The sequence below is a fragment of the Hyphomonas sp. CY54-11-8 genome, from assembly GCF_000682735.1.
Taxonomy (GTDB): Bacteria; Pseudomonadota; Alphaproteobacteria; order Caulobacterales; family Hyphomonadaceae; genus Hyphomonas.
The window spans coordinates 147828-173503 of record NZ_AWFD01000036.1; the positions used below are offsets into that span (position 1 = coordinate 147828).

At 63.2% G+C, this 25676-nt stretch carries 25 protein-coding genes and 1 tRNA gene; 10 read left to right on the forward strand and 16 right to left on the reverse strand.

Annotated elements, in window-relative coordinates:
- Positions 1-91 precede the first annotated feature (91 nt).
- Entirely contained in the window at positions 92-1666 is a 1575-nt protein-coding gene (locus tag HY17_RS16780) for a winged helix-turn-helix domain-containing protein (RefSeq protein WP_034768740.1), read from the forward strand.
- On the opposite strand, the gene HY17_RS16785 is transcribed toward HY17_RS16780, so the two are convergent.
- Complete coding sequence (locus tag HY17_RS16785) at positions 1663-2151, reverse strand: UPF0262 family protein (protein ID WP_034768741.1); 489 nt, start codon at positions 2149-2151, stop codon at positions 1663-1665. The two genes, HY17_RS16780 and HY17_RS16785, sit on opposite strands and share 4 nt — an antisense overlap.
- The gene (gene hisD, locus HY17_RS16790; protein WP_034768742.1) at positions 2141-3451 is read right to left on the reverse strand and encodes a histidinol dehydrogenase; all 1311 of its coding nucleotides are present in this window, start codon (positions 3449-3451) and stop codon (positions 2141-2143) included. The genes HY17_RS16785 and hisD overlap by 11 nt, the downstream gene beginning before the upstream one ends.
- A gap of 164 nt (positions 3452-3615) precedes the next feature.
- On the opposite strand from hisD, the gene HY17_RS16795 reads away from it, so the two are divergent.
- Entirely contained in the window at positions 3616-3999 is a 384-nt protein-coding gene (locus HY17_RS16795) for a VOC family protein (RefSeq protein WP_034768743.1), read from the forward strand.
- 3 nt (positions 4000-4002) lie between these two features.
- On the opposite strand, the gene HY17_RS16800 is transcribed toward HY17_RS16795, so the two are convergent.
- From HY17_RS16800 to HY17_RS20410, 4 genes are all read right to left on the reverse strand, one after another.
- Positions 4003-4455, reverse strand: coding sequence for a DUF2948 family protein (locus tag HY17_RS16800; protein ID WP_034768744.1), 453 nt, complete (start codon positions 4453-4455; stop codon positions 4003-4005).
- Between the two features lie 24 nt (positions 4456-4479).
- On the reverse strand, positions 4480-5760 hold the full coding sequence (gene murA / locus HY17_RS16805; protein ID WP_034768746.1) for a UDP-N-acetylglucosamine 1-carboxyvinyltransferase: 1281 nt from the start codon (positions 5758-5760) through the stop codon (positions 4480-4482).
- A gap of 64 nt (positions 5761-5824) precedes the next feature.
- Entirely contained in the window at positions 5825-7030 is a 1206-nt protein-coding gene (locus HY17_RS16810) for a cytochrome P450 (protein WP_034768747.1), read from the reverse strand.
- A complete protein-coding gene (locus tag HY17_RS20410; RefSeq protein ID WP_175354409.1) occupies positions 7027-7164 on the reverse strand; it encodes a hypothetical protein in 138 nt (45 codons plus the stop codon). Before HY17_RS20410 ends, HY17_RS16810 begins: the two co-directional genes overlap by 4 nt.
- A gap of 77 nt (positions 7165-7241) precedes the next feature.
- Here HY17_RS20410 and HY17_RS16815 point away from each other — a divergent pair.
- Together HY17_RS16815 and HY17_RS16820 are read left to right on the forward strand one after the other, a co-directional pair.
- Positions 7242-7316, forward strand: a tRNA-Thr gene (locus HY17_RS16815).
- Positions 7317-7417: 101 nt separating this feature from the next.
- A complete protein-coding gene (locus HY17_RS16820) occupies positions 7418-8818 on the forward strand; it encodes a dicarboxylate/amino acid:cation symporter (RefSeq protein WP_034768748.1) in 1401 nt (466 codons plus the stop codon).
- A gap of 27 nt (positions 8819-8845) precedes the next feature.
- On the opposite strand, the gene HY17_RS16825 is transcribed toward HY17_RS16820, so the two are convergent.
- The 8 genes from HY17_RS16825 to HY17_RS16860 all read right to left on the reverse strand — a co-directional run bounded on the left by HY17_RS16825 (position 8846) and on the right by HY17_RS16860 (position 17795).
- Positions 8846-11047, reverse strand: coding sequence for a M3 family metallopeptidase (locus HY17_RS16825; RefSeq protein WP_233348853.1), 2202 nt, complete (start codon positions 11045-11047; stop codon positions 8846-8848).
- A 223-nt stretch (positions 11048-11270) separates the two neighbouring features.
- Positions 11271-12752, reverse strand: a complete 1482-nt coding sequence (gene glpK / locus HY17_RS16830) for a glycerol kinase GlpK (RefSeq protein ID WP_034768749.1) — start codon at positions 12750-12752, stop codon at positions 11271-11273.
- A gap of 53 nt (positions 12753-12805) precedes the next feature.
- Positions 12806-13126 (reverse strand): hypothetical protein, encoded by a 321-nt coding sequence (locus HY17_RS16835; RefSeq protein ID WP_233348855.1) that lies wholly within the window; start codon positions 13124-13126, stop codon positions 12806-12808.
- Between the two features lie 299 nt (positions 13127-13425).
- Positions 13426-14421 carry a nitronate monooxygenase family protein gene (locus HY17_RS16840; RefSeq protein WP_034768755.1) on the reverse strand — a complete coding sequence of 332 codons (996 nt, stop codon included), beginning with the start codon at positions 14419-14421 and terminating at the stop codon, positions 13426-13428.
- Positions 14422-14544: 123 nt separating this feature from the next.
- Positions 14545-15846: a hemolysin family protein gene (locus HY17_RS16845; protein WP_034768757.1), complete on the reverse strand. Its 1302-nt coding sequence runs from the start codon at positions 15844-15846 to the stop codon at positions 14545-14547.
- A 145-nt stretch (positions 15847-15991) separates the two neighbouring features.
- The gene (locus tag HY17_RS16850) at positions 15992-16807 is read right to left on the reverse strand and encodes an SDR family NAD(P)-dependent oxidoreductase (protein WP_034768759.1); all 816 of its coding nucleotides are present in this window, start codon (positions 16805-16807) and stop codon (positions 15992-15994) included.
- Positions 16804-17367 carry a carboxymuconolactone decarboxylase family protein gene (locus HY17_RS16855; protein ID WP_034768761.1) on the reverse strand — a complete coding sequence of 188 codons (564 nt, stop codon included), beginning with the start codon at positions 17365-17367 and terminating at the stop codon, positions 16804-16806. Before HY17_RS16855 ends, HY17_RS16850 begins: the two co-directional genes overlap by 4 nt.
- Positions 17368-17441: 74 nt before the next feature.
- Complete coding sequence (locus tag HY17_RS16860; RefSeq protein WP_065383071.1) at positions 17442-17795, reverse strand: hypothetical protein; 354 nt, start codon at positions 17793-17795, stop codon at positions 17442-17444.
- Positions 17796-17928: 133 nt separating this feature from the next.
- On the opposite strand from HY17_RS16860, the gene HY17_RS16865 reads away from it, so the two are divergent.
- The 6 genes from HY17_RS16865 to HY17_RS16890 are packed head-to-tail and all read left to right on the forward strand — an operon-like array spanning position 17929 to position 23788.
- Positions 17929-19836 carry a methylmalonyl-CoA mutase family protein gene (locus HY17_RS16865; RefSeq protein ID WP_034768910.1) on the forward strand — a complete coding sequence of 636 codons (1908 nt, stop codon included), beginning with the start codon at positions 17929-17931 and terminating at the stop codon, positions 19834-19836.
- A 5-nt stretch (positions 19837-19841) separates the two neighbouring features.
- Entirely contained in the window at positions 19842-20189 is a 348-nt protein-coding gene (locus HY17_RS16870; protein WP_139068823.1) for a hypothetical protein, read from the forward strand.
- Positions 20186-22348, forward strand: a complete 2163-nt coding sequence (scpA, locus tag HY17_RS16875) for a methylmalonyl-CoA mutase (protein WP_034768766.1) — start codon at positions 20186-20188, stop codon at positions 22346-22348. The genes HY17_RS16870 and scpA overlap by 4 nt, the downstream gene beginning before the upstream one ends.
- 43 nt (positions 22349-22391) lie before the next feature.
- On the forward strand, positions 22392-23006 hold the full coding sequence (locus tag HY17_RS16880) for a bifunctional 2-polyprenyl-6-hydroxyphenol methylase/3-demethylubiquinol 3-O-methyltransferase UbiG (protein ID WP_034768768.1): 615 nt from the start codon (positions 22392-22394) through the stop codon (positions 23004-23006).
- A gap of 60 nt (positions 23007-23066) precedes the next feature.
- Positions 23067-23387: a YbjQ family protein gene (locus HY17_RS16885; protein WP_034768769.1), complete on the forward strand. Its 321-nt coding sequence runs from the start codon at positions 23067-23069 to the stop codon at positions 23385-23387.
- Between the two features lie 2 nt (positions 23388-23389).
- The gene (locus HY17_RS16890; protein ID WP_034768770.1) at positions 23390-23788 is read left to right on the forward strand and encodes a metallopeptidase family protein; all 399 of its coding nucleotides are present in this window, start codon (positions 23390-23392) and stop codon (positions 23786-23788) included.
- Positions 23789-23792: 4 nt separating this feature from the next.
- On the opposite strand, the gene HY17_RS16895 is transcribed toward HY17_RS16890, so the two are convergent.
- Together HY17_RS16895 and HY17_RS16900 are read right to left on the reverse strand one after the other, a co-directional pair.
- Entirely contained in the window at positions 23793-24188 is a 396-nt protein-coding gene (locus tag HY17_RS16895; protein ID WP_034768771.1) for a GFA family protein, read from the reverse strand.
- Between the two features lie 19 nt (positions 24189-24207).
- Positions 24208-25656 (reverse strand): amidase, encoded by a 1449-nt coding sequence (locus tag HY17_RS16900; protein ID WP_034768772.1) that lies wholly within the window; start codon positions 25654-25656, stop codon positions 24208-24210.
- Positions 25657-25676 lie beyond the last annotated feature (20 nt).

Genomic DNA, 25676 nt, shown 5'->3' on the forward strand with positions numbered 1-25676 from the left:
GAGTTGAACTTACGGCAGGCCGCCCGGGCAGAATTGGAGAGGGTCTGGAGAATTTGTGGAGAAATTCCGGATTCCGTCTAGTCTGGCCCGGATGATCTATCTTTTTGAAGATTTCGAACTGGATCAGGCCAGGTTCGAGTTGCGGCGCGGAGGAGAAACGCTGCCGACCGAACCGCAGGTTTTGTCGCATCTCCTCCTGCTGGCGGAGAACCATGACCGACTGGTGAGCAAGGACGAGATCATCGACAAGATCTGGGATGGACGGGCAGTGTCGGATTCGGCCCTGTCCAGCCGCATCAAGTCCGCCCGCAAACTGCTGGGCGACGATGGGCGGGCCCAGCGCCTGATCCGCACGGTGCATGGGGTCGGCTTCCGCTTCGCGGTCGAACCGGAATTCCGGGGGGCTGAGACGCCCGTCGCGACAGTGACCGAAACGGTCATCGAAACGGCGGATGCCGCACCGGAGGCCCCGGTCTCGGGCAGCAAGCCCTCCATTGCCGTGCTGCCCTTCCGGCTGATCGGCATCGCGGGCGAGTATGCGCCGATGGCGGATGCCCTGCCACATGAGCTGATCACCAGCCTGTCGCGCCTGCGCTGGCTGTTCGTCATCGCGCGCGGGTCGACCTTCCGCTTCCGGAGCACTGAGCCGGATGTGCGGAATATCGGCGAGGTGCTGAACGTCGGCTATGTACTTTCCGGCGCGGTGGAGATCATCGGATCGCGCATGAAGGTGACCGTCGAACTGGCCGAAACGAAGGATGGCGGCGTGCTGTGGGGCGAGCAGTATGCCGGAGAGATCGGCGATGTTCACGAGTTCAGGGAACAGATCGTCTCAGCGGTCGTGTCGGAGCTCGACGTGCATATCCCGCTCAATGAGGCGCGCATGGCGAGGGCTCTGCCCGCCACCAGCCTTGATGCCTGGTCGGCCTATCATCTCGGCCTCAACCACATGTTCCGCTTCACCCGGAAGGACAATGAGATCGCCCAGGGCCTGTTCCGGCAGGCGCTGGAACGCGTACCGGATTTCACGCGTGCCCATGCCGGCATGTCCTTTACCCGCTTCCAGAACGCTTTCCTTCACTACGTTCCGGACACGGATGCAGAGATCGCCGGGGCGCGTGCCTCGGCCGAGCAAGCCATGGCCTGCGATCCGATGGATCCGTTTGCCAACCTGGTGATGGGCCGTACCCATTGGATCGAGAAAGACCTCGACGGATCCTATCACTGGCTGGACAGGGCGGTGTCCCTCAATCCCAATTATGCACAGGCGGTGTATCTTCGCGCCCTGTCGCAAACCATGTCGGGGCGCGGCGTGGAAGGCGAACAGGATGTCGATCTCGCGATCCGCCTCAGCCCGCTGGATCCATTGCATTATGCCATGCTCTCGACGCGTGGCCTGACCCACCTTCTCCGGGATCATCACCAGGAAGCGACCCTTTGGGCTGAACGGGCCGTGCGTACGCCGGGGGCCCATGTCCACATCACAGTCATCGCAGGCATGGCCCGCAAACTGGCAGGTGATGATGAGGCCGCAAACCGCTGGATAGAACTGGCCCGGCAGCGCGATCCGGATATCAGCGTGGAAGGCTTCTTCAGCGCCTTCCCCTTCAACGACCCGGTCCAACGGGCCAAAATCGAAAATGCGCTGAAGTCGTTGGGTCTCTAGCCTGCTGCCCGAGCCTGGCCCGCATGGAGGGCACAGATCAGGGTGAACAGGCGCCGGGCGGTCAGGAAATCGATCTCGACCTTGCCCTGCAGACGTTCTGCCAGAAGCTCCGAGCCTTCATTGTGAACACCGCGCCGGGCCATGTCGATCGCTTCGATCTGGTGCGGCGACTGGGTGCGGATCGCATCGTAATAGCTGTCGCAGATCATGAAATAATCGCGGATCACGCCCCGGAACGGGTTCAGCGACAGGATGAAGGTGTGAACGTCCTTGCCGTGCTCGTCGCGCACAGCGAAGACGAGGCGCCGCTCAACCTTGGATAGGACCAGGATGAACGGGCCCTCGCCGTGCTCCGGCAGGGCGAAGCTGTTCTGTTCGATCAGGTCGAAGATGGCGACACGGCGCTCATGCTCGGCGTCAGGCCCCGAGGCGCCCAGCGTGTCTTCGTCGATCTCGACAGCGATGAGGCGGTTCTTATCCGACATCACCGGTTCCTGCGTTAGACCGGATGGAGATGGAGCGCGCATGCGCCGGCAGGCGCTCTGCTTCGGCAAGGCGCAGGGCCGCCGGGGCCAGCGCGGCAAAGCCTTCGGCGCTCGCGCGCTGCACGCTCATGCGCTTCAGGAAGTCATAAAGACCGAGGCCAGAAGAGAAACGCGCCGCGCGGCTGGTGGGCAGCACGTGGTTCGAACCGGTAACATAGTCGCCCAGCGCTTCCGGCGTGTGGTGGCCGAGGAACACTGCCCCGGCATGGCGGATCTTCGGCAGCATGGCGTCGGGGTCAGCCACGGCGAGCTCGACGTGCTCCGCGGCGATGCGGTTGGCGATGGTGGCGGCCTCGTCCAGGTCGCGCGCGAAGATGATTGCCCCGTGAGACGACCAGGACCGGGCCGCGCGCTCGCCCGTGGCCAGCGTTTTCAACTGCTTGTCCACAGCGTTATCCACAGCCCTGCCCACAGCCTCATCCACAGCAATCAGGATCGACTGGGAGGATGGGTCGTGCTCGGCCTGGCTGAGCAGGTCTGCCGCGATCCAGTCCGGATTTGCGGTCTCGTCCGCGATGACGAGGATTTCCGAGGGCCCCGCAATCGTGTCGATGCCGACGCGGCCGAAGACCTGGCGCTTGGCTTCAGCAACGAAGGCGTTGCCCGGCCCGACAATCTTGTCGACCGGTTTCAGCCGCCCGGCCCCGAAGGCCAGCGCACCGACCGCCTGTGCCCCGCCGAGCGGGTAGAATTCGTCGACCCCTGCCCGCAGGGCCGCATAGGCCACAGCGGGGGCCATCTCGCCCTTCGGTGCCGGGGCGACCATGACGATCCGGTCCACGCCTGCGATCTTGGCCGGAACGGTGTTCATGAGCACGGAGGACGGGTAGCTCGCCCGTCCGCCCGGGACATAGACGCCGACGCTTTCCAGCGACGTCCAGCGCCAGCCAAGCTCGACGCCAGCCTCATCCGTAAACGAATGGTCTTCCGGGCGCTGGGCGCTGTGATAGGCGGCGATGCGATCATGGGCGAAATCGATGGCGGCTTTCAGGTCTGCCGGGCATTCGGCGGCCAGCGCAGCAAGGTCCACATTGTCGGACTGCAGCGTGGTCGGGTCGATCTGCAGCTCGTCGAACTGGGCCGTATAGCGGGCCACAGCCTCACCGCCGCGGACTTCCACCTCATCCAGGATCTTCGCAACGATGCCGCCTACGTCATGGCCATCCGCCCGCTGTTCCCCAAGGAAGCGGCTGAACCGGGTCTCGAAATCCGGTGCGGATGTGCTGAATGTACGGGCCATTGGCGCGGAATTCCCAGGAAGGATTGGTGTTTTGAACCCCGCTTCATGGACTCTCCATCCGCCGCTGGCAAGGCGCTGAGTCGGCGCATTCAGCCCGTCAGGCTTGGCCACCCCCGCTTCCCGGCTTAGGCTCGCCCATCCGGCACGGTTTCGGAGGACCGCCAATGTTCAGCCATGTCACCCTCGGCACCAATGACTGGGCCGCCGTGAAGTCCTTCTGGGCAGCAGTCATGGAGGCGCTCTCCATCCCGGTCATGTTCGAATATGATGGCGGCATTGCCTATGGCGAAGCCACTGGGCCAAAACTGTTCATCGGCCCGCCGTTCGACGGCCAGCCCGCCACGAACGGCAACGGCACGCATGTTGCCTTCATCGCAGACAGCCGGGCCAAGGTGGACGCATTTTATGCGGCCGCGATGGCCAATGGCGGATCGGATGAAGGCCCGCCCGGCCCGCGCCCGCACTATCACAAGAACTATTACGGCGCCTATGTGAGAGACCCGGACGGGAACAAGCTCCAGGCAGTCTGCCACCGGGCGGAGGGGTAGCGCCTACCGCTTCCGGCGTTCGTGGCTGGGCGTGTGCCTCGTATTCCAGATGTAATCGCTGTCGAGCAGGGTCGCGTCGAGGGCTTCCACGGTCAACTCGATTTCGCCGTCGCCTGCGAAGAGGAGCGTGATTTTGCCTCCGGGCGGCTCGGCGTCCGGCGTGAAAGTCACCTGTAGTAACGACAGGATCAGTTCCGGGTCGGCCTTGGTCACGGCGCGGGTTTTCACGCCCAATACGCCGTCAAAGGCAAGCAGGGAGCGGACACGCTCGCCGTCGCGGCGCTTGGTGACGCCCTCTTCCCAGCGGTAGCGGTTGATCTCCAGCGAGAAGCGGCGGATGCGCGCCTCGTAGTTCAGGTTCTCGGCCTTCACGACGGCGTCCTGCACCGCGGCGGAAATGATTTCGAGATCCTCGGCCTCTTCAGCCAGGAGGCGGAGTGGTTTCAGTTCAGACATGCCAGCCCCTTCAAGTCGTCGCCCCTATTCCTCTTCCCCGGACCGGCGCTCGATCTTCGCGCCACAGGCCGTCAGTTTCTCTTCCAGCCGTTCGAAGCCCCGGTCGAGGTGGTAGATGCGGTTCACCACGGTTTCACCCTCGGCCGCAAGCCCTGCGATCACGAGCGAGACCGATGCGCGCAGATCTGTCGCCATGACAGGCGCTGCTGTCAGCTGGGGCACGCCCTTCACGATGGCTTCCTGCCCGCGCACGGTGATGTCGGCGCCGAGGCGGGAAAGCTCCGGCGCATGCATGAAGCGGTTCTCGAAAATCGTCTCGCGGATGACGCTGGTGCCGTCGGCGATGGCCATCAGGGCCATGAACTGGGCCTGCAGGTCGGTCGGAAACCCCGGGTGCGGCTGTGTGGAGAGGTTCACGGCTTTGAGGTGCGTGCCGTTCCGGCGGATGCGCAGCGTGTGGGCGGCTTCATCAGCGTCCACGGTGACGCCAGCCTCACGCAGCTTGGCGATCAGCGCGCCGAGCGCATCGACCGGGCAGCCGTCCAGCGTCACGTCCCCGCCCGCGGCGGCCGCGGCGATGGCATAGGTGCCCGCCTCGATCCGGTCTGCCATGACCGAATGGGTCGTGCCTTTCAGGCTCTCGGCGCCCTTGATGCGGACGACGGCCGTGCCGGCGCCGGTGATATCCGCGCCCATGCTGTTCAGGCAGTTTGCAAGGTCTTCGATCTCCGGCTCACGCGCGGCGTTTTCGAGGATGGTCGTGCCTTCGGCCAGCGTGGCGGTCAGCATGGCGTGCTCGGTCGCGCCGACGCTCGGCATGGAGAAATTGATGTGCGCACCCTTCAGACCGTGAATGGCCGCAGCCTTCACATAGCCCTGCTCCACTTTCAGGTCCGCGCCCATGGCGGCCAGCGCCTGAAGGTGCAGGTCCACCGGCCGGGCGCCGATGGCACAGCCGCCGGGCAGCGACACGGTGGCGTGGCCGGAGCGCGCGATCAGCGGGCCCAAAACGTTGAAGCTCGCCCGCATCTTCCGCACCTGGTCATAAGGCGCGATCGTGCTTTTCAGCTCGGCGGCGTTCAGGTGGCAGGTCGACTCGCCCTTCGGCCAGTAGACCTCGACGCCGAGTGTTTCCAGCAGCTGCGCCAGGAAGCGCGTGTCCGCCAGGCTCGGCATGTTGGTGAGGGTGATCGGCTGGTCCGTCAGCAGGCAGGCGACCATGAGCTTCAGCGCCGAATTCTTGGCGCCGGAGATCGGGATATGGCCATTCAGCTTGTGGCCACCTTGAATAACGAGTCTGTCCATGGGGGCTCTTATACCGTGCTTCGCGGTTTTGGGAGGGCCGGATTGTGTTGATTTTCAGCGGGTTTCAGCGGAGCACCAGCGGCAGGCGTTTCAGGCCGCGGAGACCAGCGCGGGAAATCCATTTCACATTCTCTGCGCCGCCCTTGATGGCGAGGCGGGGGTAGCGGCTGAGCAGGACGTCCAGCGCGACTTCTGCCTCCAGCCGGGCGAGGTGGATGCCGAGGCAGATGTGGGGACCTGAGCCGAAGCCGACGTGGCGGTTCGGACGGCGGGCGAGGTTCAGCGTCTGCGGATCTTCGAACTCAGCCGGGTCCATATTCCCGGCGGCGAGGAAACCGAAGACGCGGTCGCCGCGTTTCAGCGCCCTGTCCTCGAACGCCATGTCTTCTTTCACAAAGCGCGGCTTGGTCATCTGCACCGGCGTGCAGTAGCGCATCAGCTCGTCGACAGCGATGAAACGAGCCTCCTCATCCATGGCCCGGACGGCATCGGCGGCGCCCGGCTGAGTCAGCAGCGTCCAGACGCCGGAGGACAGGAGGTGCGTCGTCGTCTCATGCCCCGCCACGAAGAGGACGAAGACCATGGCGAGCAGCTCATTCTCGCTCATCTTCTGGCCGTCTGCCTCGGCATGGACGAGTTCCGACACGAGGCCTTCGCGCGGTTCTGCGTGCAGGGCGCGGAACTCCTGCCGCAGCATGTCCTGGATGTGACCGAGCCGGAACAGGCCCCACAGCATGGTGAGCGGAGAATCGGTGGCAGTCAGGTTGCTAAGCGTGCGGGAGAGCTTTGCCTCGGTCTCTGGCCGGAAGCCGAGCAGGCCGTAGATCACTTTCAGCGGCAGCGGACGGCAGAAGCCGGACACGAGATCCGTGTTCCCGTCCGTTTCCATCAGGTCCAGCAGCTCATGCGCATAGGCCACGATCTTCCGGCGCTGGGTCAGGATCGCCGCGCGCCGGAACGGGGCATCGGCGAGGCGTCGCAGGCGCGAATGATCCGGATCGTCCATGGAGAGGACATTGTCCGCCATGATCTTCAGTGACTTCGGCAGGAAGGGCATGCCGAACGCCGCCTTGTGCCCGGCATGGCGGGCATCGACAACGAACCGGTCCTTGTCCTTCAGCACGGCATGGATCGCCGCGTGGCGGGTGACGAGGTCGATTTCGCCCAGAATCGGCATCTTTGCCCGGTACCAAGCATTTTCAGCCACAATGGCGGTCAGCATCTCATGGGGGGCAGCAAGATAAGCCCGTGATGAGAGGGAAAGCGTCACTTGCCTTTGTCCGGTTTGGCCGCGGAATCGGCCGGCGGCTTGCGCGCGGCGGCCTTGCGGCGGCGCAGGTTGGCCCGCAGCGCAGCGGCCAGGCGTTCAGCTTTCTCGTCCTTGGGAGGGGATTTGTCTGTCATGTCAGGTGCAATTCGCGGCGAAACGGTCTTTTCATGTCGGATGGCTTAAGCTAAACGCCGCTTTCCGCACCTGCAATGCCGCGGTAGCTCAGTGGTAGAGCGCATCATTGGTAATGATGAGGCCGAGAGTTCAATTCTCTCTCGCGGCACCAGCGGATCCCCGGAAAATTCAGCGCCACCTACGGGGCCTTACGGCTTTTCTTCCATGGGCCGGGCTCCTATGGGATGAATATCCAACCCGCGAGACGTAACCATGGCCTCCGTGAAGAAGCCCCGCTTTACCTATAACCGCCTGAACCGGCGGCTCGATGTGCTGGTGCGGGGCAAACTGTGGCTGCAGGTGATTCTGGCGCTGTGCACCGGGATCGGCGTCGGTCTCGTTCTTGGGCCAGACCTCGACTTTGTACCACGTGACCAGGCCGCCGTGATCGGCGACTGGCTGGGCTTGCCGGGGAACCTGTTCCTGGCGCTGGTGCGGATGGTGATCATTCCGCTGGCGGCCAGTTCCATCATCCTCGGCATTGCCGGCACCGGCGGCGGGGAAGCGCTTCGCACCGTGGGCCGGAAACTGCTGGTCTTCGTGATGCTGACGACGGTGACCGCCGTGATGATCGGCATCTCGCTCGCACGCTTCATCCGTCCGGGCCGGGGTCTGGAGCACGTCTACCCTTCCCCGCCCAGCCTCAAGCCGGAAAACCTGCAACTGGCTGAACCACCGCCTTCGCCGCTGGAAGGCATAACGAAAGAGTTGCCGGACATGATCACCGGCCTCATTCCACAGAACATTGCCGCTTCCCTGCTGGAACAGGACATGCTGGCCATCGTGATGTTTTCCCTGTTCGTGGGCATCGCGACGGTGACCGCCGACAAGAAGGAACTGACCCGCCCGCTGGTGGCGCTGGCGGAAGCGATGCTGGAAGTCTCCATGACGGTGATCCGCACGGCGATGCGCTTTGCGCCGCTCGCCGTGTTCGGCCTGATGGCGGAAACGACGGCCACCAACGGCTTCAGCACGCTGGTCGACCTTGCCACCTATTGCGGCATTGTCCTGTCAGGCCTCACCTGCCTGCTCCTGCTCTATCTCGTGATCGTCACCGTGTTCGGGCGGATGAACCCGGTGAAGTTCATCGAGGCGGTGGTGCCCGTCCAGCTGCTTGCCTTCTCCACGTCCAGTTCGGCCGCAGTGATGCCGCTGACGATGAAGACGGCGATCGACAAGTTGAAGACGCCGCCCTCTCTGGCAGGCGCCGTGGTGCCGCTGGCCTCGACCGTGAACATGGCCGGCACGGCGCTCTACCAGTCCGTCGCGATCATGTTCCTTGCGGACATTTCCGGCACGCCCTTGTCACCGGGCGATCTCGCTCTGGTGATGGTGACACTGACCGGGGCCTCCATCGGCGCGCCGGCTGCGCCGGGCGCCAGTATCGCGATCCTTGCGACCACGGCGACGAGTTTCGGCGTGCCGTTGACAGGCCTGCCGCTGGTCATGGGCGTCGACCGGATTCTCGACATGGCGCGGACACTCGTGAACGTGACCGGCGACCTCGTCCTCTGCCGGATCGTGACGCCGAAAGGCAAACGCGCAAACGAAACGCTGGAACCGGAGGAGTCCCCGGTTGCGACAGAACAAGCGTCGGCGGAAAGCCCGGCCTGAATGGCCCTGCCTGAATGGCCTGGCCTGCTACTCCGCGAAGCCGCGATCCCGCATGAGGGCACCGATCTCGGCATCGCGGCCACGGAACAGGCGGTAGGCCTCGGCCGGATCCATCGAATTGCCGGCAGCGAACAGGTATTTGACCATCGCGCTCGCGACATCCTGATCATAGAAACCACCGGAAGCTTCAGCGAACGCTTCTGCGGCGTCTGACGTCAGCACATCGGCCCAGAGATAGCCGTAATAACCGGCCGCATATCCCTCGCCGGAGAAGACGTGCCCGAATTGCGGCGTGCGGTGGCGCATCACGAGTTCGGACGGCATGCCGAGTTCATCGAGCGTCTCACGCTCGAACTTGTCGGGATCGAGGCCTTCCGGATCGGCCATGTGAAGCTTCATGTCGATCAGGGCGGACGCCAGGTATTCCGTCGTTGCGAACCCCTGATTGAACGTGGAGGCCTTGCGGATCTTCTCGACCAGTTCTGCCGGCATCGCCTCACCTGTCTCTGCACTGACGAGATAGGTGTTGATGACGTGGTCGGTCGACAGCCAACGCTCCAGCAGCTGGGACTGGAACTCGGTATAATCGCGCAGGCCGCCGGTCAGGCTCGGATACTCCACTTTCAGCGACAGATAGTGCAGCGCGTGACCGAACTCATGGAACATGGTCTCGGCATCGTCCCAGGAGAGCAGCACCGGCTCGCCTGGGGCAGGTTTCACGAAGTTGGAATTGTTGGCTGCCAGGACATTCTTCTCACCCCGGAAGCTTTCGTGCGAACGATAGGTCGTCGCCCACGCGCCGGAACGCTTGCCGTCACGTGCGAAAGGATCGAAATACCAGAGGCCGACATTACGGCCCGTCGCCTTGTCGTTGACCTCATACACTGTGACATCCGGATGGAAGACCGGTACGGAACCATCGGTGATCGGTACGAATTCGAATCCAAACACTTCACCTGCGACGTCAAACATGGCGAGGCGCAGATTGTCGAGCTGGAGGTATTGCTTCACTTCCTCGGAATCGAGGTCGTATTTCGCCTTGCGGACTTTCTCTGCATAGAAACGATAGTCCCACGGTGCGATCGTGATGCCTGCACCTTCCGCATCCGCCAGGGCCTGCATATCCGCGACTTCTTCGTGCACACGGCCGACAGACGCCTTCCACACCTGCAGCATCAGGTCGAAGGCCCGGTCCGGCGTCTTCGCCATCCGGTCTTCCAGGCGCCATGCCGCGAAATTGTCGTAACCGAGCAGCGCAACACGCTCATCGCGCAGCTTCAGGATCTTCGCGATGATGGCATTGTTGTCGTGCGCATCGCCATTGTCGCCGCGATTGTAATAATTGCGCCAGACCTGTTCGCGCAGGTCGCGCTCGGTGGAGAAGGTCAGGAACGGATCCATCGAAGAACGCGTGTTGCGCACGGCATACATGCCCGGCTTGCCGAGCGCGTCGGCAGCCGCCGCAGCGGAGCTCAGATAGGACTCCGGCAGGCCGCCTGTCTGATCCTCGCTCAGATAGGTGACCCAGCCTTCCTCGTCGGCCAGCAGGTTGCCGGAGAATTCGGCATAGAGCCCGGCCAGTTCCTTGTTGATCTCCGCAAACTTCTCAGCCTTTTCCCCCGTTAGCGTGCCGCCATTGCGGGTGAACTGCTGATGGATGATTTCGACGAGACGCTGCTGGGCGGGAGTGAGCGTGTCGTATTCCTCGCCCTGCCGCACAGCATCGACGCGGGCGAACAAGGCCTGGTCCTGGTTGATCGAGTCGTAGAACGCCTGAATTTCCGGATCCATCCGCGTTTCGATCTCACGGAATTCCGGTGTCGAAAGGTTCGACCCCCAGAGGTAATAGTAGGCCAGCACACGGTTCAACTGGCGGCCGCTATCTTCCATAGCAGCGATTGTGTTCTCAAAGGTCGGTGCATCCGGGTTGGCCGTGATCGCATCAATCTCTGTGCGCTGTGCGGCCATACCCTCTTCAAGTGCCGGCTCGATCAGGGCGATATCCATCTTGTCGAAGGCCGGAACCCCGCCATAGGGGCCTTCAAAAACATCGCCCGGGCTCCAGGCCGTTTCCGCCGTCGCTTCCGGGACCGCCTCGGTTGATTCACTCGTGCTTCCGGCCAGTTCGACCGGATCACTGGCTTCGGTGACATCCGGCGTAATTCCGGCACAGGCGGTCATCATGGTGGAGCCGAGAATGAAGGACAGGAAGGGTCTGGATCGGGTCATGTCAGGTCCTGATTGGAAGTTGCGGGAACAAAAGCGGACCGGGCGCTGTCCACCTTCGAACGAATTGTAACTTTATATCAGCATGATCGCCGACACAGGCAACCATGCGCCTCAGTTGTTCAAATTATTCTTCTGTTTTAAACAGAATTGCCACACCAGCAATCCCAAATCGAAAAAGGGCAGACCTTTCGGCCTGCCCTTTTGTTCAAGCGCGCGAACCCGATCAGGCCAGCGTGCGGCGAAGGGCGGCGGCCCAGCCCTTCAGTAAAGCTGTTCTCTGCTCATCACCCATCTGCGGCTCGAAACGCACGCCTTTGACCTCGCGCGCCTGCCAGTCCGCCCCCTTCATCCAGCCGAGCTGCATCGCAGCAAGTGCCGCCGCGCCAAGCGCGGTCATTTCCCGATAGTCCGGCCGCACAACAGGACGGGCGCAGACATCGGACAGGAACTGCATCAGCCAGTCATTGGCGACCATGCCGCCATCGACTCTCAGCTCACGGATCTCCACACCGTCCGCCTCGAACGCGTCCAGCAGGTCCCGTGTCTGGTAGGCAACTGCCTCGAGACCTGCGCGGACGAGATGGGCCGCAGTGGTTGCGCGCGTGATACCGCTAATCGTGCCACGCGCATCGGCATTCCAGTGCGGCGCGCCAAGGCCGGTGAAGGCCGGCACAATATAGACACCGCCATTGCCAGGCAGCGCCGCGGCCATCTCTTCGCTTTCGGCTGCGTCGGAAATCAGCCCCAGATCGTCGCGCAACCATTTCACGACTGTGCCGGCATTGAAGATGGAGCCCTCAAGCGCCATCGCCCCGCCTTCCGCGGTTTCATAGCCGACCGTCCCCAGCAACCGGTTCTTCGACTCCGGCTTCTCTGCCCCGGAATTGGCAACAAGGAACGCGCCGGTGCCGTAAGTGATCTTCGCCATGCCTGGCGAAAGGCAGCCTTGTCCCACCAGGGCAGATTGCTGGTCACCTGCCGCGGACAAGATCGGCAGCGCCTTTCCGAACAGGCTTTCATCACAGAGCCCGAAGTCCGCAGAATTGGGCTTTACCTCCGGCAGCATGCTCATCGGCACACGGAACAGGCTGCACATGGCTTCGCTCCAGCCACCGTCATCTCCCAGACCGAGACGATAGAGCAACGTGCGCGAGGCATTGGACACATCGGTTGCATGCACACGCCCGCCTGTGAGGTGCCAGATCAGGAAGGTTTCAACCGTACCGAAGGCAAGTTCTCCCGCTTCCGCCCGTTCGCGTGCGCCGGTCACCGTGTCCAGGATCCACGCGATTTTCGTGCCGGAAAAATACGGATCGATCAGCAGGCCGGTCTCCGCCTGAACGGCTGCCTCGTGCCCTGCCGCCTTCAGCGCATCGCAGGCGTTGGCCGTGCGCCGGTCCTGCCAGATAATCGCAGGCGCCAGCGGCTTGCCGGTCTTGCGCTCCCAGACGAGGGTCGTTTCCCGCTGGTTGGTGATGCCGATCCCGGCGATCCGTTCGATGCCGCCCGCCTCAGCTAGGGCGGCCTGACAGACTTCGACGGTTTTCTCCCAGATCGTCTTGCCATCCTGTTCGACCCAGCCATCGGCAGGATAGGCCAGCGGCACTTCTTCCTGGGCAAGGGAGACCTGATTGAAGTCCCGATCGAACACGATGGCCCGGGTTGAGGTTGTTCCCTCATCGATCACCAGGATAGCATCTGCCATGTATTTGTTCCTCCGGGATTTTCCGGGAGGATGGACCGGGCCGGCCAATGTCGTCAACGCATCTCGCGTCTCGGCCCACGATCACCGAACCACCAGAGCGTCGCAGCCATTGCGGCGAAGGTGGCCGTGTCCACAATGCCCGCCTGTCCGGCCTTATCCGCCCCTAGGAAGACTGTGCCCGTGGTGCCCCAGAGCAGCACGGTCAGAGCGGGCCGGGTCAGCGCGCGTACGGCGTTCACCCAATTGTCGCTCTCGCCGATAACTGCCTCCGCTGCCATGGACGCCGAGAGACCTACCCAGGCACCGGACGTTTCTGCAGCATGCAATTCTGCTTCCCGCCCCGCCGCGTCGGCCTCGATGCGAAGCTTCTGCATTTCGGATTCATGCACCCAGCGGGCCTGTTCATGCACCGGCGCTTGACGTGCCTCAACCAAGCCCGCGGTTCGCCCGATCACCATACCGACGAGTCCGAACAGCCCTCCGCCCGCCGCGCTCGCGGCCAGCGCCAACCGTCTGCATCAAAGTCAGAAACAGTTTCGATCAGCATACGCACAAGTCTGAGCGCCTGGCTTGCCTGTTGGATTGAGGAGGCCGGAACAGAAAAGCGCGGCCCGTGTCACCGCAGGCCGCGCCAGTTGCCGGTGTCGGATACGCCCGGCTTTATCCCCTTGCCTCAGCCAGCAGTCGCGGGCGCTGCGCCCCAGGTACGTGGCTGGTTCAGTTTCTCGATCGCAGCCTTGTACTCCGATTCCAGCTGGTCGACATAGTCAGCCACGGGGCCGCGCTTCTTGACTGCACCGATGCCCTGGCCACAGCCCCAGATGTCTTTCCAGGCTTTGCTCTTGGTGTTTCCGCCGGAGCCGAAGTTCATCTTGCTCGGATCGCTCTCGGGCAGATTGTTCGGATCGAGCCCGGCGGCCTCGATCGACGGCTTCAGATAGTTGCCGTGCACGCCGGTGAAGAGGTTCGAATAGACGATGTCCTCAGCGCCATAGGACACAATCGCGTCCTTGTAGCCTTCGACAGCGTTGGCCTCATCGCAGGCGATAAAGGCCGAGCCCATATAGGCAAAGTCAGCGCCCATCGCGATCGAGGCAGCAATGGCTCCACCATTAGCGATAGAGCCGGACAGCGCCAGCGGGCCATCGAAGAATTCGCGGATCTCCTGGATCAGCGCGAACGGCGAAAGCCGGCCAGCGTGACCACCCGCACCCGTACAAACGGCGATCAGGCCGTCGGCGCCCTTCTCCAGCGCTTTCTTGGCGAAGAAGGTGTCGATCACATCGTGCATCACCACACCGCCATAGGAATGGATCGCGTCGTTGACGGCTTTTTGCGCCCCGAGCGACGTGATCACCAGCGGCACCTTGAACTTCACGCAAGCCTCGACATCGTGCTCCAGCCGGTCGTTCGACTTGTGCACGATCTGATTTACGGCAAATGGCGCGGCCGGACGATCCGGGTTCTTCTCATCATGTTCGGCCAATTCCGTCGTGATCCGGTCCAGCCACTCATGCAGCACAGGCCCGGGGCGGGCGTTGAGCGCCGGGAAGCTGCCGACGATACCAGCCTTGCACTGGGCAATGACCAGCTCAGGACCGGAAATGATGAACAGCGGCGATCCTATCAAAGGCAGGCGCAGGTTCTGGAGCACGGGCGGCACAGCCATGGGCAATTTCCCCTTAAAGTGAACAGTGTTTACATTGACCCTAAATCTAGCGTCCTGACCACTCCGGGCAAGCCATAACGTGGGGGGAAGCTGATTCCGTTACGGCCTCGTCTTGAAATCGGATCAGCTGGTCCCGCTTATCCCAGGCGGTGTCACGAGCACCTTGTCCACCCGGCGGCCATCAAGGTCCATCACTTCAAACCGGTAGCCGGATATGTGTACCACATCGCCGTCGCGGGCGAGGCGCTGCAGATGATGGATAATCATGCCGCCAACCGTCACGGCACCCCCATCGGCCTCCCCGAAATCCGGGGCCGACAGCAGGATTTCCAGATCCTCGACAGGCATCAGGCCGTCAATCAGCCAGGATCCGTCTTCGCGCCGGGCCGGGCGGTCGATGCCCTCGCTGGGGGAGAACGCGCTGTCACCCGCAATGGCGCCGAGCAGATCTGCTGCGGTGACCATGCCCTGGATGCTGCCATGCTCGTCCACGACCAGCACCATGCGCACTTCGGTATCCTGCATGGATTCCAGAAGGCGCATGACCGAAAGCGTTTCCGGTACGAACGTAACCGGCCGGGCGACGGTCTTGAGGTTCGGCCCCTCGCCGCTCAGATCAGTGGCGAGAAGGTCCTTTGTCTGGACCACGCCGAACACACGGTCCAGTCGCTCATCCGCGACCGGGAACCGGGACTTGCCGCTTTCGAGGATCTCCCGTTTCACGTCTGCCCACGGATCGGTTGTATCGATCCAGACAATATCCGGTCTTGGGATCATGATGGAACGCACGTCCCGGTCGGCGAGTCGCATGACACCGCGCATCATGCGCTGTTCTTCAAGGTCGATGACGCCGCTCGTCGCACCTTCATCCAGGATGGCGTGGATTTCTTCTTCGGTTACCGGTTCCTGCTTGATCCCTGCAAGGCCCAGCAGGCTGAGCAGGCCTTCGGTCGAAACGCGGAGCAACCAGACAACCGGAAAGGCCAGCCTGGAAACGAATGCCATGGGCGGCGCCATGACTTTGGCGATCGCCTCCGGCGCGATCAGCGCGATCCGCTTGGGCACAAGTTCACCGATGACGAGCGACAGAAAGGTTGTGAAAACGATCACCAGCCCGAACGCGATTTCCCCAGCTTCCGCCTCTATGGCCGGCACATGTTTCGCAATGAAAGGCGACAATTCATCTGCAATCGCTGTCGCGCCATAGGCACCGGCAATGATACCCACCAGAGTGATCCCGATCTGCACCGTCGACAGGAAACGGGATGGATCAGCCTGCAGGTTGATCACCGTTTTGGCGCCCACATCGCCCTGGTCCGCTTTTGACTGGAGCCGCGCGGTCCGGGCGGAGACGATAGCCAACTCCGACATTGCGAACACACCGTTCACCACAATCAGTCCGAGAAGGATAAAGAATTCGACCATGGCGCGTTGTGCCTCTGCCAATAAGGTGGAGCCGGTACGGGCGAGACCCGGCCGGCATGAGCGCCAGAACAGCGCAGGTAGATAGAAAAACAGAGCCTAGAGAGCTTGGTGCCCGCGCTCAATGCCCATCGGGCAAAGCGCTCGCTTAACCAATCCGTGCGCTGCCGCCACCATCGACCGGTAACAGGGCGCCGGTAATGAACCGGGCTTCGTCACTCGCAAGGAACAGGGCTGCGTGCGCCGTGTCCCAACCGGACCCCATGAAGCCCATCGGCACGCGTGCCGCCCGCTCCTTGCGCAGCTCGTCCTCCGGAACGCCGCGCATCTTCGCGATCCCGCGGATCGCCATGGGCGTATCCATCAGGCCCGGCAGGATGGCGTTGCACCGCACGCCGCGCGACGCACCGGACGTTGCCACGCTGAGGGTCATCCGGTTCATGCCCGCCTTGGACACTTCATAAGCCATCTGGAACCCGCCCGCGAGCGATGCCAGCGACGAGATGTTGACGATCGCGCCCGCGCGGCGCTCCCGCATGCCCGGCAACACCGCTTTGGAAACCAGCCAGGCCCCCTTCAGATTGATCTTCAGCGTGCGATCAAAGGCCTCTTCGGTCAGCTTGTGCGGCGGACCATCACCCGCATCACCAATGCCAACATTGTTGATCAGGATGTCCGGTGGACCGAACGCCTCTTCAGCAGCTGCGGCAATCGCCGCGGCATCGTCCGGATCACATACGTCAGCCGCAAAGGCTTTCGCGCTGCCGCCCTCCGCGAGGATGTCCGCGACGGTCGCCTCGGCTCTGCCCAAGTCCCGGTCAACACACAGAACTCTGGCGCCAGCCCGCGCGAACAGGAGTGCGATGGCTTTCCCATTCCCGACCGTTTCACCCGGTGTCTGGCCGGCACCTGTCACGATCGCGACCCTGCCGGACAGGCGGCCGGTCACATCTGCAAGGCTCATTTGACGAGGTCCGGGTCGAGGGTCAGGTCATCGTCCAGAGGTACACCAAAACTGTTCAGCATCATGGAGACCTGCGTGTACTGGCCGACCGTCATGACCAGATCCATCTTCTGTTTCTGACTGAAGCCGGACAGCGCTTCCCAGGTTTTATCCGTAATGAACGCATCTGATGTCAGCTCATCCGTTGCCTGAAGCAGGGCCTTGTCGTTCGCGCTCCAGCCCGGCGCGTCCGGACCGGCCTTGATGCGCTCGATTTCGTCTTCGGTCAGGCCGCAATCGAGCCCAATGCGCTTGTGCTGGGCCCATTCATAGCCGGCCTTCCAGTTGTATCCGGCGCGGAGGATGACCAACTCGCGGTCGCGCGGGCTGAGGTCATTGTATTTCGACAGGATGTATCCGCCCCAGCCCATGAAGCGCTTGTAGGCCTTCGGCGCGCGGGCGAGCGTGCGGAAGACATTGAACACAGGGGCGTCGCCGAAACGGCCCGCGATCATTTCCTTCACTTCCGGGCCCATCTCCGAATCGGCGAGCGGCGTGATACGCGGTGTCTTCAGTCTCATGGCTTTCCTCCCGGCCTTTATCTCTTCCGGGAACTAAACCTGTCACGCGAACACACCGCAAGCCGGACGTGAGGTCAGCCGCGCTCCATCCGGGCCTGCATCATGGACAGCCAGGCGTGCTGGCGGTGAATCATGGAGACGAGTTCGGCGTCGTCGCCCTCCTCCAGAAGGCGGTCGAGCCATAGGCCCAGGATTCGCGTATGCGAGCCCATCCACTCTTTTAGCAGGTCCTGACGCACGCCGCGGGCTGCATCGCCCTCGCCTTGCAGCACACCACACGGGCTGGAAGCGTCCGCCGGGACATGTCCCGCACCCCCGTCATGCCGCGCGGTTCCCCGGCGTGCGCCAGTGTTCGATAAGCCGGAATCGCCCGTATCTATTGGGCCATCGCATGGAATGAGCCTCAGAACCGCACGTGCTTGTTTCATGGGAATCTCCAAATTGCGAATTATTCTCATTCGCATTATTGGCATCTTGCGTCAAGACGTTCCGGGCCGCTACGGAATGCCGCCAAGTAAGTGGTTCACTTTTTCAATTCTTTGCGCCAATACACGGGCCATCATGGCAGACGACATCCTCCCGCTTTCCAGCACTTTTCCGGACGCCACCGAAGCCGAATGGATGGCTTCGGTCGAAAAGGCCCTCAAGGGCCGTGGCATCGATGCAATCACCCGCACCACGGCGGACGGGCTGAAGATCCGCCCGCTCTATCGTGAGAGCGATTTTCCGGCTTCGAAAGACCCGCTCGGCACGCCCGGCGAGGCGCCTTATCTGCGCGGGCCGACGGCGGCGCCGGACAAGTGGCTGCCCTGGGATATCCGGCAGGCATTCACCCATGCCTCGCCTTCGCACACGCATGGCGAAGTGCTGCGGGATCTGGAACGCGGCGTGAGTTCGGTTGAACTCAGCGTCGATTCGACCGGACGACACGGTGTCCAGGCCATGACCATGCCGGACTATGACATTGCCTTGAACGGCGTCGACGCGACCATCGCAGGCGTTGCGCTTGACCCGGTCATGACCTCCGGAACACGCGAAGCCGCCTTCCTGGCCGAGTGGGCCCGGAACAAGGCGGACGCCAAACTCGACTTCAACATGGACCCGCTGGGCGCCCTCGCCCGCACAGGCAAACTGGCCGGCGGCCTCGACGCCGCCTTCGCCGAGGCGGGCGCGCTCGCCAAGGTGCTGGCCGCGAAATACCCCGCTGCGAACCTCTTCCGCATCGATGCCCGCGCCGTACATGAGGCCGGTGGATCGGAAGCGCTGGAACTCGCCGCGCTGATCGCCTCGGCCGTCGACACGCTGCGCCGCCTTGCCCCGCACATCGGTGCGGCGGACGTGGCCGCGAAGACAATCTTCTGCCTCGCCCTCGACGCCAATTACGGTATCGGCGTGGCGAAGCTGCGCGCCGCGCGCCGCCTGTGGGCCCGTATTGAAGAAGCGCTTGGCCTGACCTCGAAACCGATGCGCCTTCAGGGCTACAGCTCTGCCCGGATGCTGACACGCTATGACGCGTGGACCAACATGCTGCGCAACACTGCGGCCGCCTTTGCGGGCGCTGTCGGCGGAGCGGACATCCTGACCATCCGCGCCTTCAACGAGCCACTGGGCACGCCGGAAGAACTCGGCCGCCGCATCGCGCGCAACACCCAGCTGATCGCGATGGAAGAAAGCCAGCTCGGCCGCGTGGCGGACCCGACCGGCGGCGCATGGTTCACCGAGACGTTCGCCAATGAACTGGCCGAAGCCGCCTGGGCCGAATTCCAGAAGATCGAAGGCGAAGGCGGTTATGCCGCCTCCCTCATGTCCGGCGCCTTCCAGGGCCGTGTGAAAGCGACCCGCGACGCCCGCGCCAAGGATATTGCCAAGCGCAAGATCCCGGTCACCGGCGTTTCCGAATTCCCGCTGCTGGAAGAGATCGCCGCCCCGGTAGCCGATCAGCCGCACCTGCGCTCGGGCGCCGAACTGACGGACGAAGCGCTGCAGGCGCTGGTGCCCGACCTGCCGCCCGCCACGGAAACGGACGCGACCGCCGAGGCGCTGGAGCCGATTCATCTCAGCGCAGACTTCGAAACCCTTCGCGACAAGGCCGCTGCGGCACCCAAGCCGCCGGCGATCTTCCTCGCCACGCTTGGCCCTCTCGCTGAATACACGGCCCGCGCAGACTTCGCCCGCAACCTGTTCGCGGCGGGCGGCCTCGCCGCCAAGGAACCGCCGGTGCCACCGAAAGACGCCGCCGAGGCCGCGGCTGCCTTCAAGGCGTCCGGCTGCCGCATCGCCTGCATCTGCGGTAGCGATGCACGCTACACGGATGAAGCAGATGCCGCCGCAAAGGCGCTGAAAGAGGCCGGTGCGCAACATGTCTGGATCGCCGGCAAGCATGAAGGCGACGGCATCGACTCACAGGTCTTCATGGGCTGCGATGTGCTGCACAATCTGAAACTCGCCCACGCCGAACTGGGGCTATGATCGCCATGATGCTGGAATTCACACTCGACAACTGGGAGAACCACCCTTGCGTAAAGGGACGTCCGGCCATTGAGCGGGACGTGCGGGAGAACCGCGCCATCTTCGCAACGGCCGGTTCAGGCGAGGAAAGTGTCGCTCCGGTCGATTGCCCGCTACCCGCCGTGCTCACACGCGCCAATGGCGACCGGGTCTCCGTCATCATCCTGCAGGCACAATGGTCTGCAGACCGCTCGGGATATGTGTTCGGCGCCGTCGACCAGAACGGCAAGCCTTACGTCGCCACGTCCAGCGAAACCCTCATCCTGAAACAGCCGACTCCGGAATGGACGGCTAATCTGGAGATGTCCAAATGACCGACTTCCCCGACTTCACAAAACTGGATCTCGGCACGCCGCACGCGAAGGCCGTCGCCCCGAAAACCGGCGAAGCCTGGGAAACACCGGAAGGCGTCGAAGTAAAAACCGCCTATACCGAGGCCGACCGCGCCGGGCTGGACTTCCTGGACGATTATCCGGGCCTCGCCCCGTTTGGCCGTGGCCCTTACCCGACCATGTACACGAACCAGCCCTGGACGGTTCGTCAGTATGCGGGCTTCTCGACGGCGGAAGACTCCAACGCTTTCTACCGCCGCAACCTGGCCGCCGGCCAGAAAGGCCTGTCGGTCGCGTTCGACCTGGCCACGCACCGCGGCTACGACTCCGACCACGTCCGCGTGTCGGGCGATGTGGGCATGGCCGGCGTGGCCATCGACTCCATTTACGACATGCGTACGCTCTTCTCCGGCATTCCGCTGGACAAGATGTCCGTCTCCATGACGATGAACGGCGCCGTGCTGCCGATCCTCGCGCTTTACATCGTGGCAGCTGAGGAACAGGGCGTCGGGCCGGAAAAACTGGCCGGGACGATCCAGAACGACATCCTCAAAGAGTTCATGGTGCGGAACACCTATATCTATCCGCCCAAGCCGTCGATGCGGATCATTTCGGACATCTTCGCCTACACGTCGCAGAACATGCCGAAGTTCAACTCGATCTCGATCTCCGGCTATCACATGCAGGAAGCAGGCGCCTCGGCTGACCTGGAGCTCGCCTACACGCTGGCCGACGGCATTGAATATATCCGCGCTGGTGTGGCAGCCGGTCTCGACGTGGACGCGTTTGCGCCGCGCCTTTCCTTCTTCTGGGCGATCGGCATGAACACGTTCATGGAAGTTGCCAAGATGCGGGCCGCACGCCTTCTCTGGGCGAAACTCGTCAAAGAGAACTTCAACCCGAAGAACCCGAAATCCCTCAGCCTGCGGACGCACTCGCAGACCTCCGGCTGGTCGCTGACCGCGCAGGATGTCTACAACAACGTCATCCGCACCTGCCTTGAGGCCATCGCCGCCACGGGCGGGCAGACGCAGTCGCTGCACACCAACAGCTTCGATGAAGCCCTCGCCCTGCCGACCGACTTCTCCGCGCGGATCAGCCGGAACACGCAGCTGTTCCTGCAGCAGGAAGCCGGTGCCTGCCAGACGATCGATATGTGGGGCGGCTCCTACTATGTCGAACGCCTGACGCACGACCTCGCCGCCAAGGCCCTCGCCCATATCGAGGAAGTCGAAAAAATGGGCGGCATGGCGAAAGCCATCGAGGAAGGACTGCCGAAACTGCGCATCGAGGAAGCCGCCGCAAACACGCAGGCGCGCATCGACAGCGGCACGCAGACTGTGGTCGGCGTGAACAAGTTCCTGCTGGACGAAGACGAAGACGTTCCGGTGCTGAAGGTCGACAATGCCGCCGTACGCAAGATGCAGCTCGACAAGCTGGCGCGCCTGAAGTCCGAACGGGACGAAGCCGAAGTCGCCGCCAAGCTGGACGCGATTGCCGAAGCGGCTGCCGGCACCGAAGGCAACCTCCTCGCGCTCGCTGTGGATGCCGCGCGCGCCAAGGCGACCGTCGGCGAAATCTCCGAAGCCGTCGAACGCAGCCAGGGCCGCCACCAGGCCATCATCCGCTCCATCAAGGGCGTCTATGGCGGCGGCGTGAAAGGCACCGAGAAGGCCGACGAGGCGCTCAGCCTCGCCGCAGCCTTCGAGAAGAAACATGGCCGCAAGCCGAAAGTCTACATCGCCAAGATGGGCCAGGACGGTCACGACCGTGGCCAGAAGGTCGTCGCCTCCGCGCTGATGGACCTTGGCTGGGATGTCGAGATCGGCCCGCTCTTCCAGACACCGGAAGAAGCTGCCGCCGACGCCCGCAAGGCCGAAGTCGACATTGTCGCTGCTTCCTCGCTTGCTGCAGGCCATTTGACGCTGGTGCCGGAACTGAAGCGCGCGCTTGGCAATGAAGGCGCGGCCAACGCCCGCATCATCGTGGGCGGCGTGATCCCGCCGCAGGACTTCGATGCGCTCTATGCAGCAGGCGCCTCTGCCATCTTCCCGCCCGGCACCGTCATTGCCGACAGCGCGCTGAAGATGCTGGAAATCCTGACGGACGGCGACGACGGGGCGAAGACGGCGGCAGAGTAGCGGTGCCGATTGTCGGGGCGCAGGCTTCTGATAGGCTTCCACCATGGCAAGCCTGACCTCAACCTCCGGATACGCTGCAGAAGCAGACGATCTGTTTGTGCGTTACGAGGCGCTGTCGGCGCCGGAAACACATGCGCATTGGCGGCATCTGTTTCCTGAGCCGCGTGCACGCACGCTCGATATCGGCGCAGGCACGGGGCGGGATGCCGCCTGGCTGGCTTCGCTCGGTTATTCCGTGCTGGCAGTGGAACCAGTGGAGACGTTGCGCCTGCGAGCGGCAAAGCTTCATCCGGAACCTGAGATCACATGGCTGGAAGACCGCCTGCCGGGGCTGGCGAACACGCACGCTCGAGTCGAGCGGTTCGACATGGTGATGCTGAACGCTGTGTGGATGCACCTGACCGAAGAAGAACGCACCACCGGCATGGAACGCGTGGCGACGCTCCTGGCGCCGGGTGCCCGGCTGTTCATGAGCTTGCGCCACGGCCCCATCCCGGAAGGACGCCGCATGTTTGATGTGACAGGCGAAGAAACCATCGCCCTCGCCGCGCCTTGCCACCTCCGCCCCATCAGCCACGTCCGCAAGAACTCCATCATGGCAGAAAACAAGGCCCGGGGCGTTGAATGGACCGCGCTGGTATTCGAAAAAGACTCTTGAAACGCTGGGCTCGCCTCCCCAAATATATCGTTATTCGATAACACAAAAGGATCGCCCTCCATGCTCGTCACCACCACGCCCACGGTTCAGGGCCATGAGATTTCGAAGTATCTCGGCGTCGTTTGCGGCGAGGTCGTGGTCGGCGCGCATCTCGGCAAGGACATCCTCGCCAGCTTCACCAATATCGTCGGCGGGCGCTCGAACGCCTATGAAAGCACGCTGCGCGAAACGCGCGACGATGCGCTGGCAGAGATGATGGAAGAAGCCAGGAAGCTCGGCGCCAATGCCATTGTCGGCACGAAGTTCGACTACACCGTGATCGGTCAGGGCGGCTCGATGATGATGGTGGCGGTCTCCGGCACGGCCGTGTCGCTGGTGTGAGCATGCTCTACGAGACCGCTCCGACAGCGGAGGACATTCTTGGCCTCGCCGAAGCCTGCATCGCCCGCCTGCCCCAGCAAATGCGGACCGCCGCCGACGCCGTGCGCATCATCGTGGAAGACTATGCCGAGGACGAAATCCTCGACGAGATGAAGATCCAGGATGCGCTGGAGCTGTCCGGCCTCTATTCCGGTGTGCCGCTGATCCATGAAAGCGTGACGCATCCGTCGATCCAGCAGCCGCTGGTCTATCTCTACCGCCTGCCGATCCTGTTCGAATGGGCTGCGCGGGGAGACGTGACGCTGGACGAGCTGGTCGCCCACGTCACGATCCACGAATACGGCCACCATTTCGGTTGGTCCGATGAGGAAATGCACCGCCTGCTGGACAGTATGGACTGACGCGTCAGGCCTTCGACTTGTGCGCCAGCGTGTGGGCGTGCTTCTCCCAGTTCTGCCCGTCGAACTTGTTCACGGTGACGTTCAGGTCCTGCCAGTCATCGATGCACCGCCAGGTGACGGCCACGCCGTCCGGATTGGAGCGCGGAATGTAGAAGCTCTTCACCCCGCATGTCCGGCAGAACAGGTGTTTCGCCACGCCCGTATTGAACGTGTACTCGACGAGGTTGTCGTTGCCCTGTGTGAGGCGGAAGCGGCTGGACGGGACGATGATGTGGATATTGCCCGACATGGCGCACATCGAGCAGTTGCAGTCCTCCACCTCAAACGCGTCAGGCAGGTCCACTTCCCACCGGACCGCGCCGCAATGGCATCCGCCAAGATGGGTCTTCAGCTCGCTCATCGTCTTTCTTCCGTCTGGTTCAGCCCACCCAGTGCGGCGGGCGTCTCCCCGCCCATGGCCGGGCCTGTTCCAATTGTCCAGCCAGACGGAACAAAAGGCTTTCAGACCCATACCGTCCGCCAAACATCATGCCGATCGGAAGCCCACCTGCCGCTTCTTCGGTCGGTTCCGTCCAGTACAGCGGAACGGACATGGCGGGGCAGCCGGTCTGGTTGAAGATCGGACAATGCGCGCCAAAGCCGGCAATCGCCTTGCCCATGGCATCACCGTCCTGCGTCAGCGCCATTGTGCCCAGCTTGTCGGGCGCGCGATGCGTCACCGGCGAGAGCGTCAGGTCAAACTCGCCATCGATCAGGAATTGCTCATAGTCGATGGCGACCGAATTGAAGAGATTGTTCGCCTTGGCGAGTTCCACCATCGGCACGGTCCGGCCGAGATGCGCCATGGACGCCGTGATCGGTTCCATCTCGTCCTCGCGCACCGGCCGGCCCAGCATGGCGGAGCGGTCGTCGAAGGCCGCGGCGATGTTCGCGGAGATCGTGAACAGCGCATACTTCGCGAGCAGTTCCCCATCGAATTCCGGTCCGGTCTCGACCACTTCGTGCCCCAGATCCGACAGCAGCTTCGCGGTTGCCATAAGCCCCGCATCCGCATCGGCATCCGGCATGGTGCCATTCGGCGCCCGCTTCCAAAGCGCGATACGCAGCCTGCCAGGATCGCGGCTGACTTCCTCCAGATACGGACGGTCCGGCGCCGGGGCCACATAGCGGCTGCCCGTCTCCCGGCCATGGCAGGCATCCAGCAGAGCCGCGCTGTCCCGCACGCTGCGGCTGACCGCATGGACGGTGGACATGCCGTTCCAGCCCTCGGTGCGCCCCGGCCCCATCGGCACGCGGCCGCGGGACGGCTTGATGCCGAACAGGCCCGTACAGGAGGCTGGAATGCGGATGGAGCCGCCGCCATCGCTCGCCTGCGCTACCGGCAGCACACCCGCAGCAACGGCTGCGCTCGCTCCGCCGGACGAGCCGCCCGACGTGCGGGTCAGGTCCCACGGGTTCCGCGTCTGGCCGTAGAGCGTGGATTCGGTGGTCGTGGTCAGGCCATATTCCGGGGTAGTCGTCTGGCCAAAGAAAACGAGGCCTGCTTCGCGATAGCGCTTTGTCAGCACGGAATCGCGCTGGGCAACATTGCCTTTCCAGGCGACCGAGCCATTGGTCAGCGGCGCGCCTTTTACTTCAACGGCGAGATCCTTGGTGACAAAGGGCACGCCGGCGAAGGGCCCATCGCCGACGCCGGTTTCCAGCTGCGATTTCGCGAGATCCGGATAAAGCGCGCTGAAACAGTTCAGCTTGTCCTGCGCAGCCTCAGCCCGCGTGACAGCGGCTTCCAGCAGTTCTGCGGCGCTGACCTGTTTGCTGCGGACAAGCTCCGCCAGACCCAGACCATCATAATCGGCGTATTCTTTCATTCGGCCCTCCCGTTTTGCCA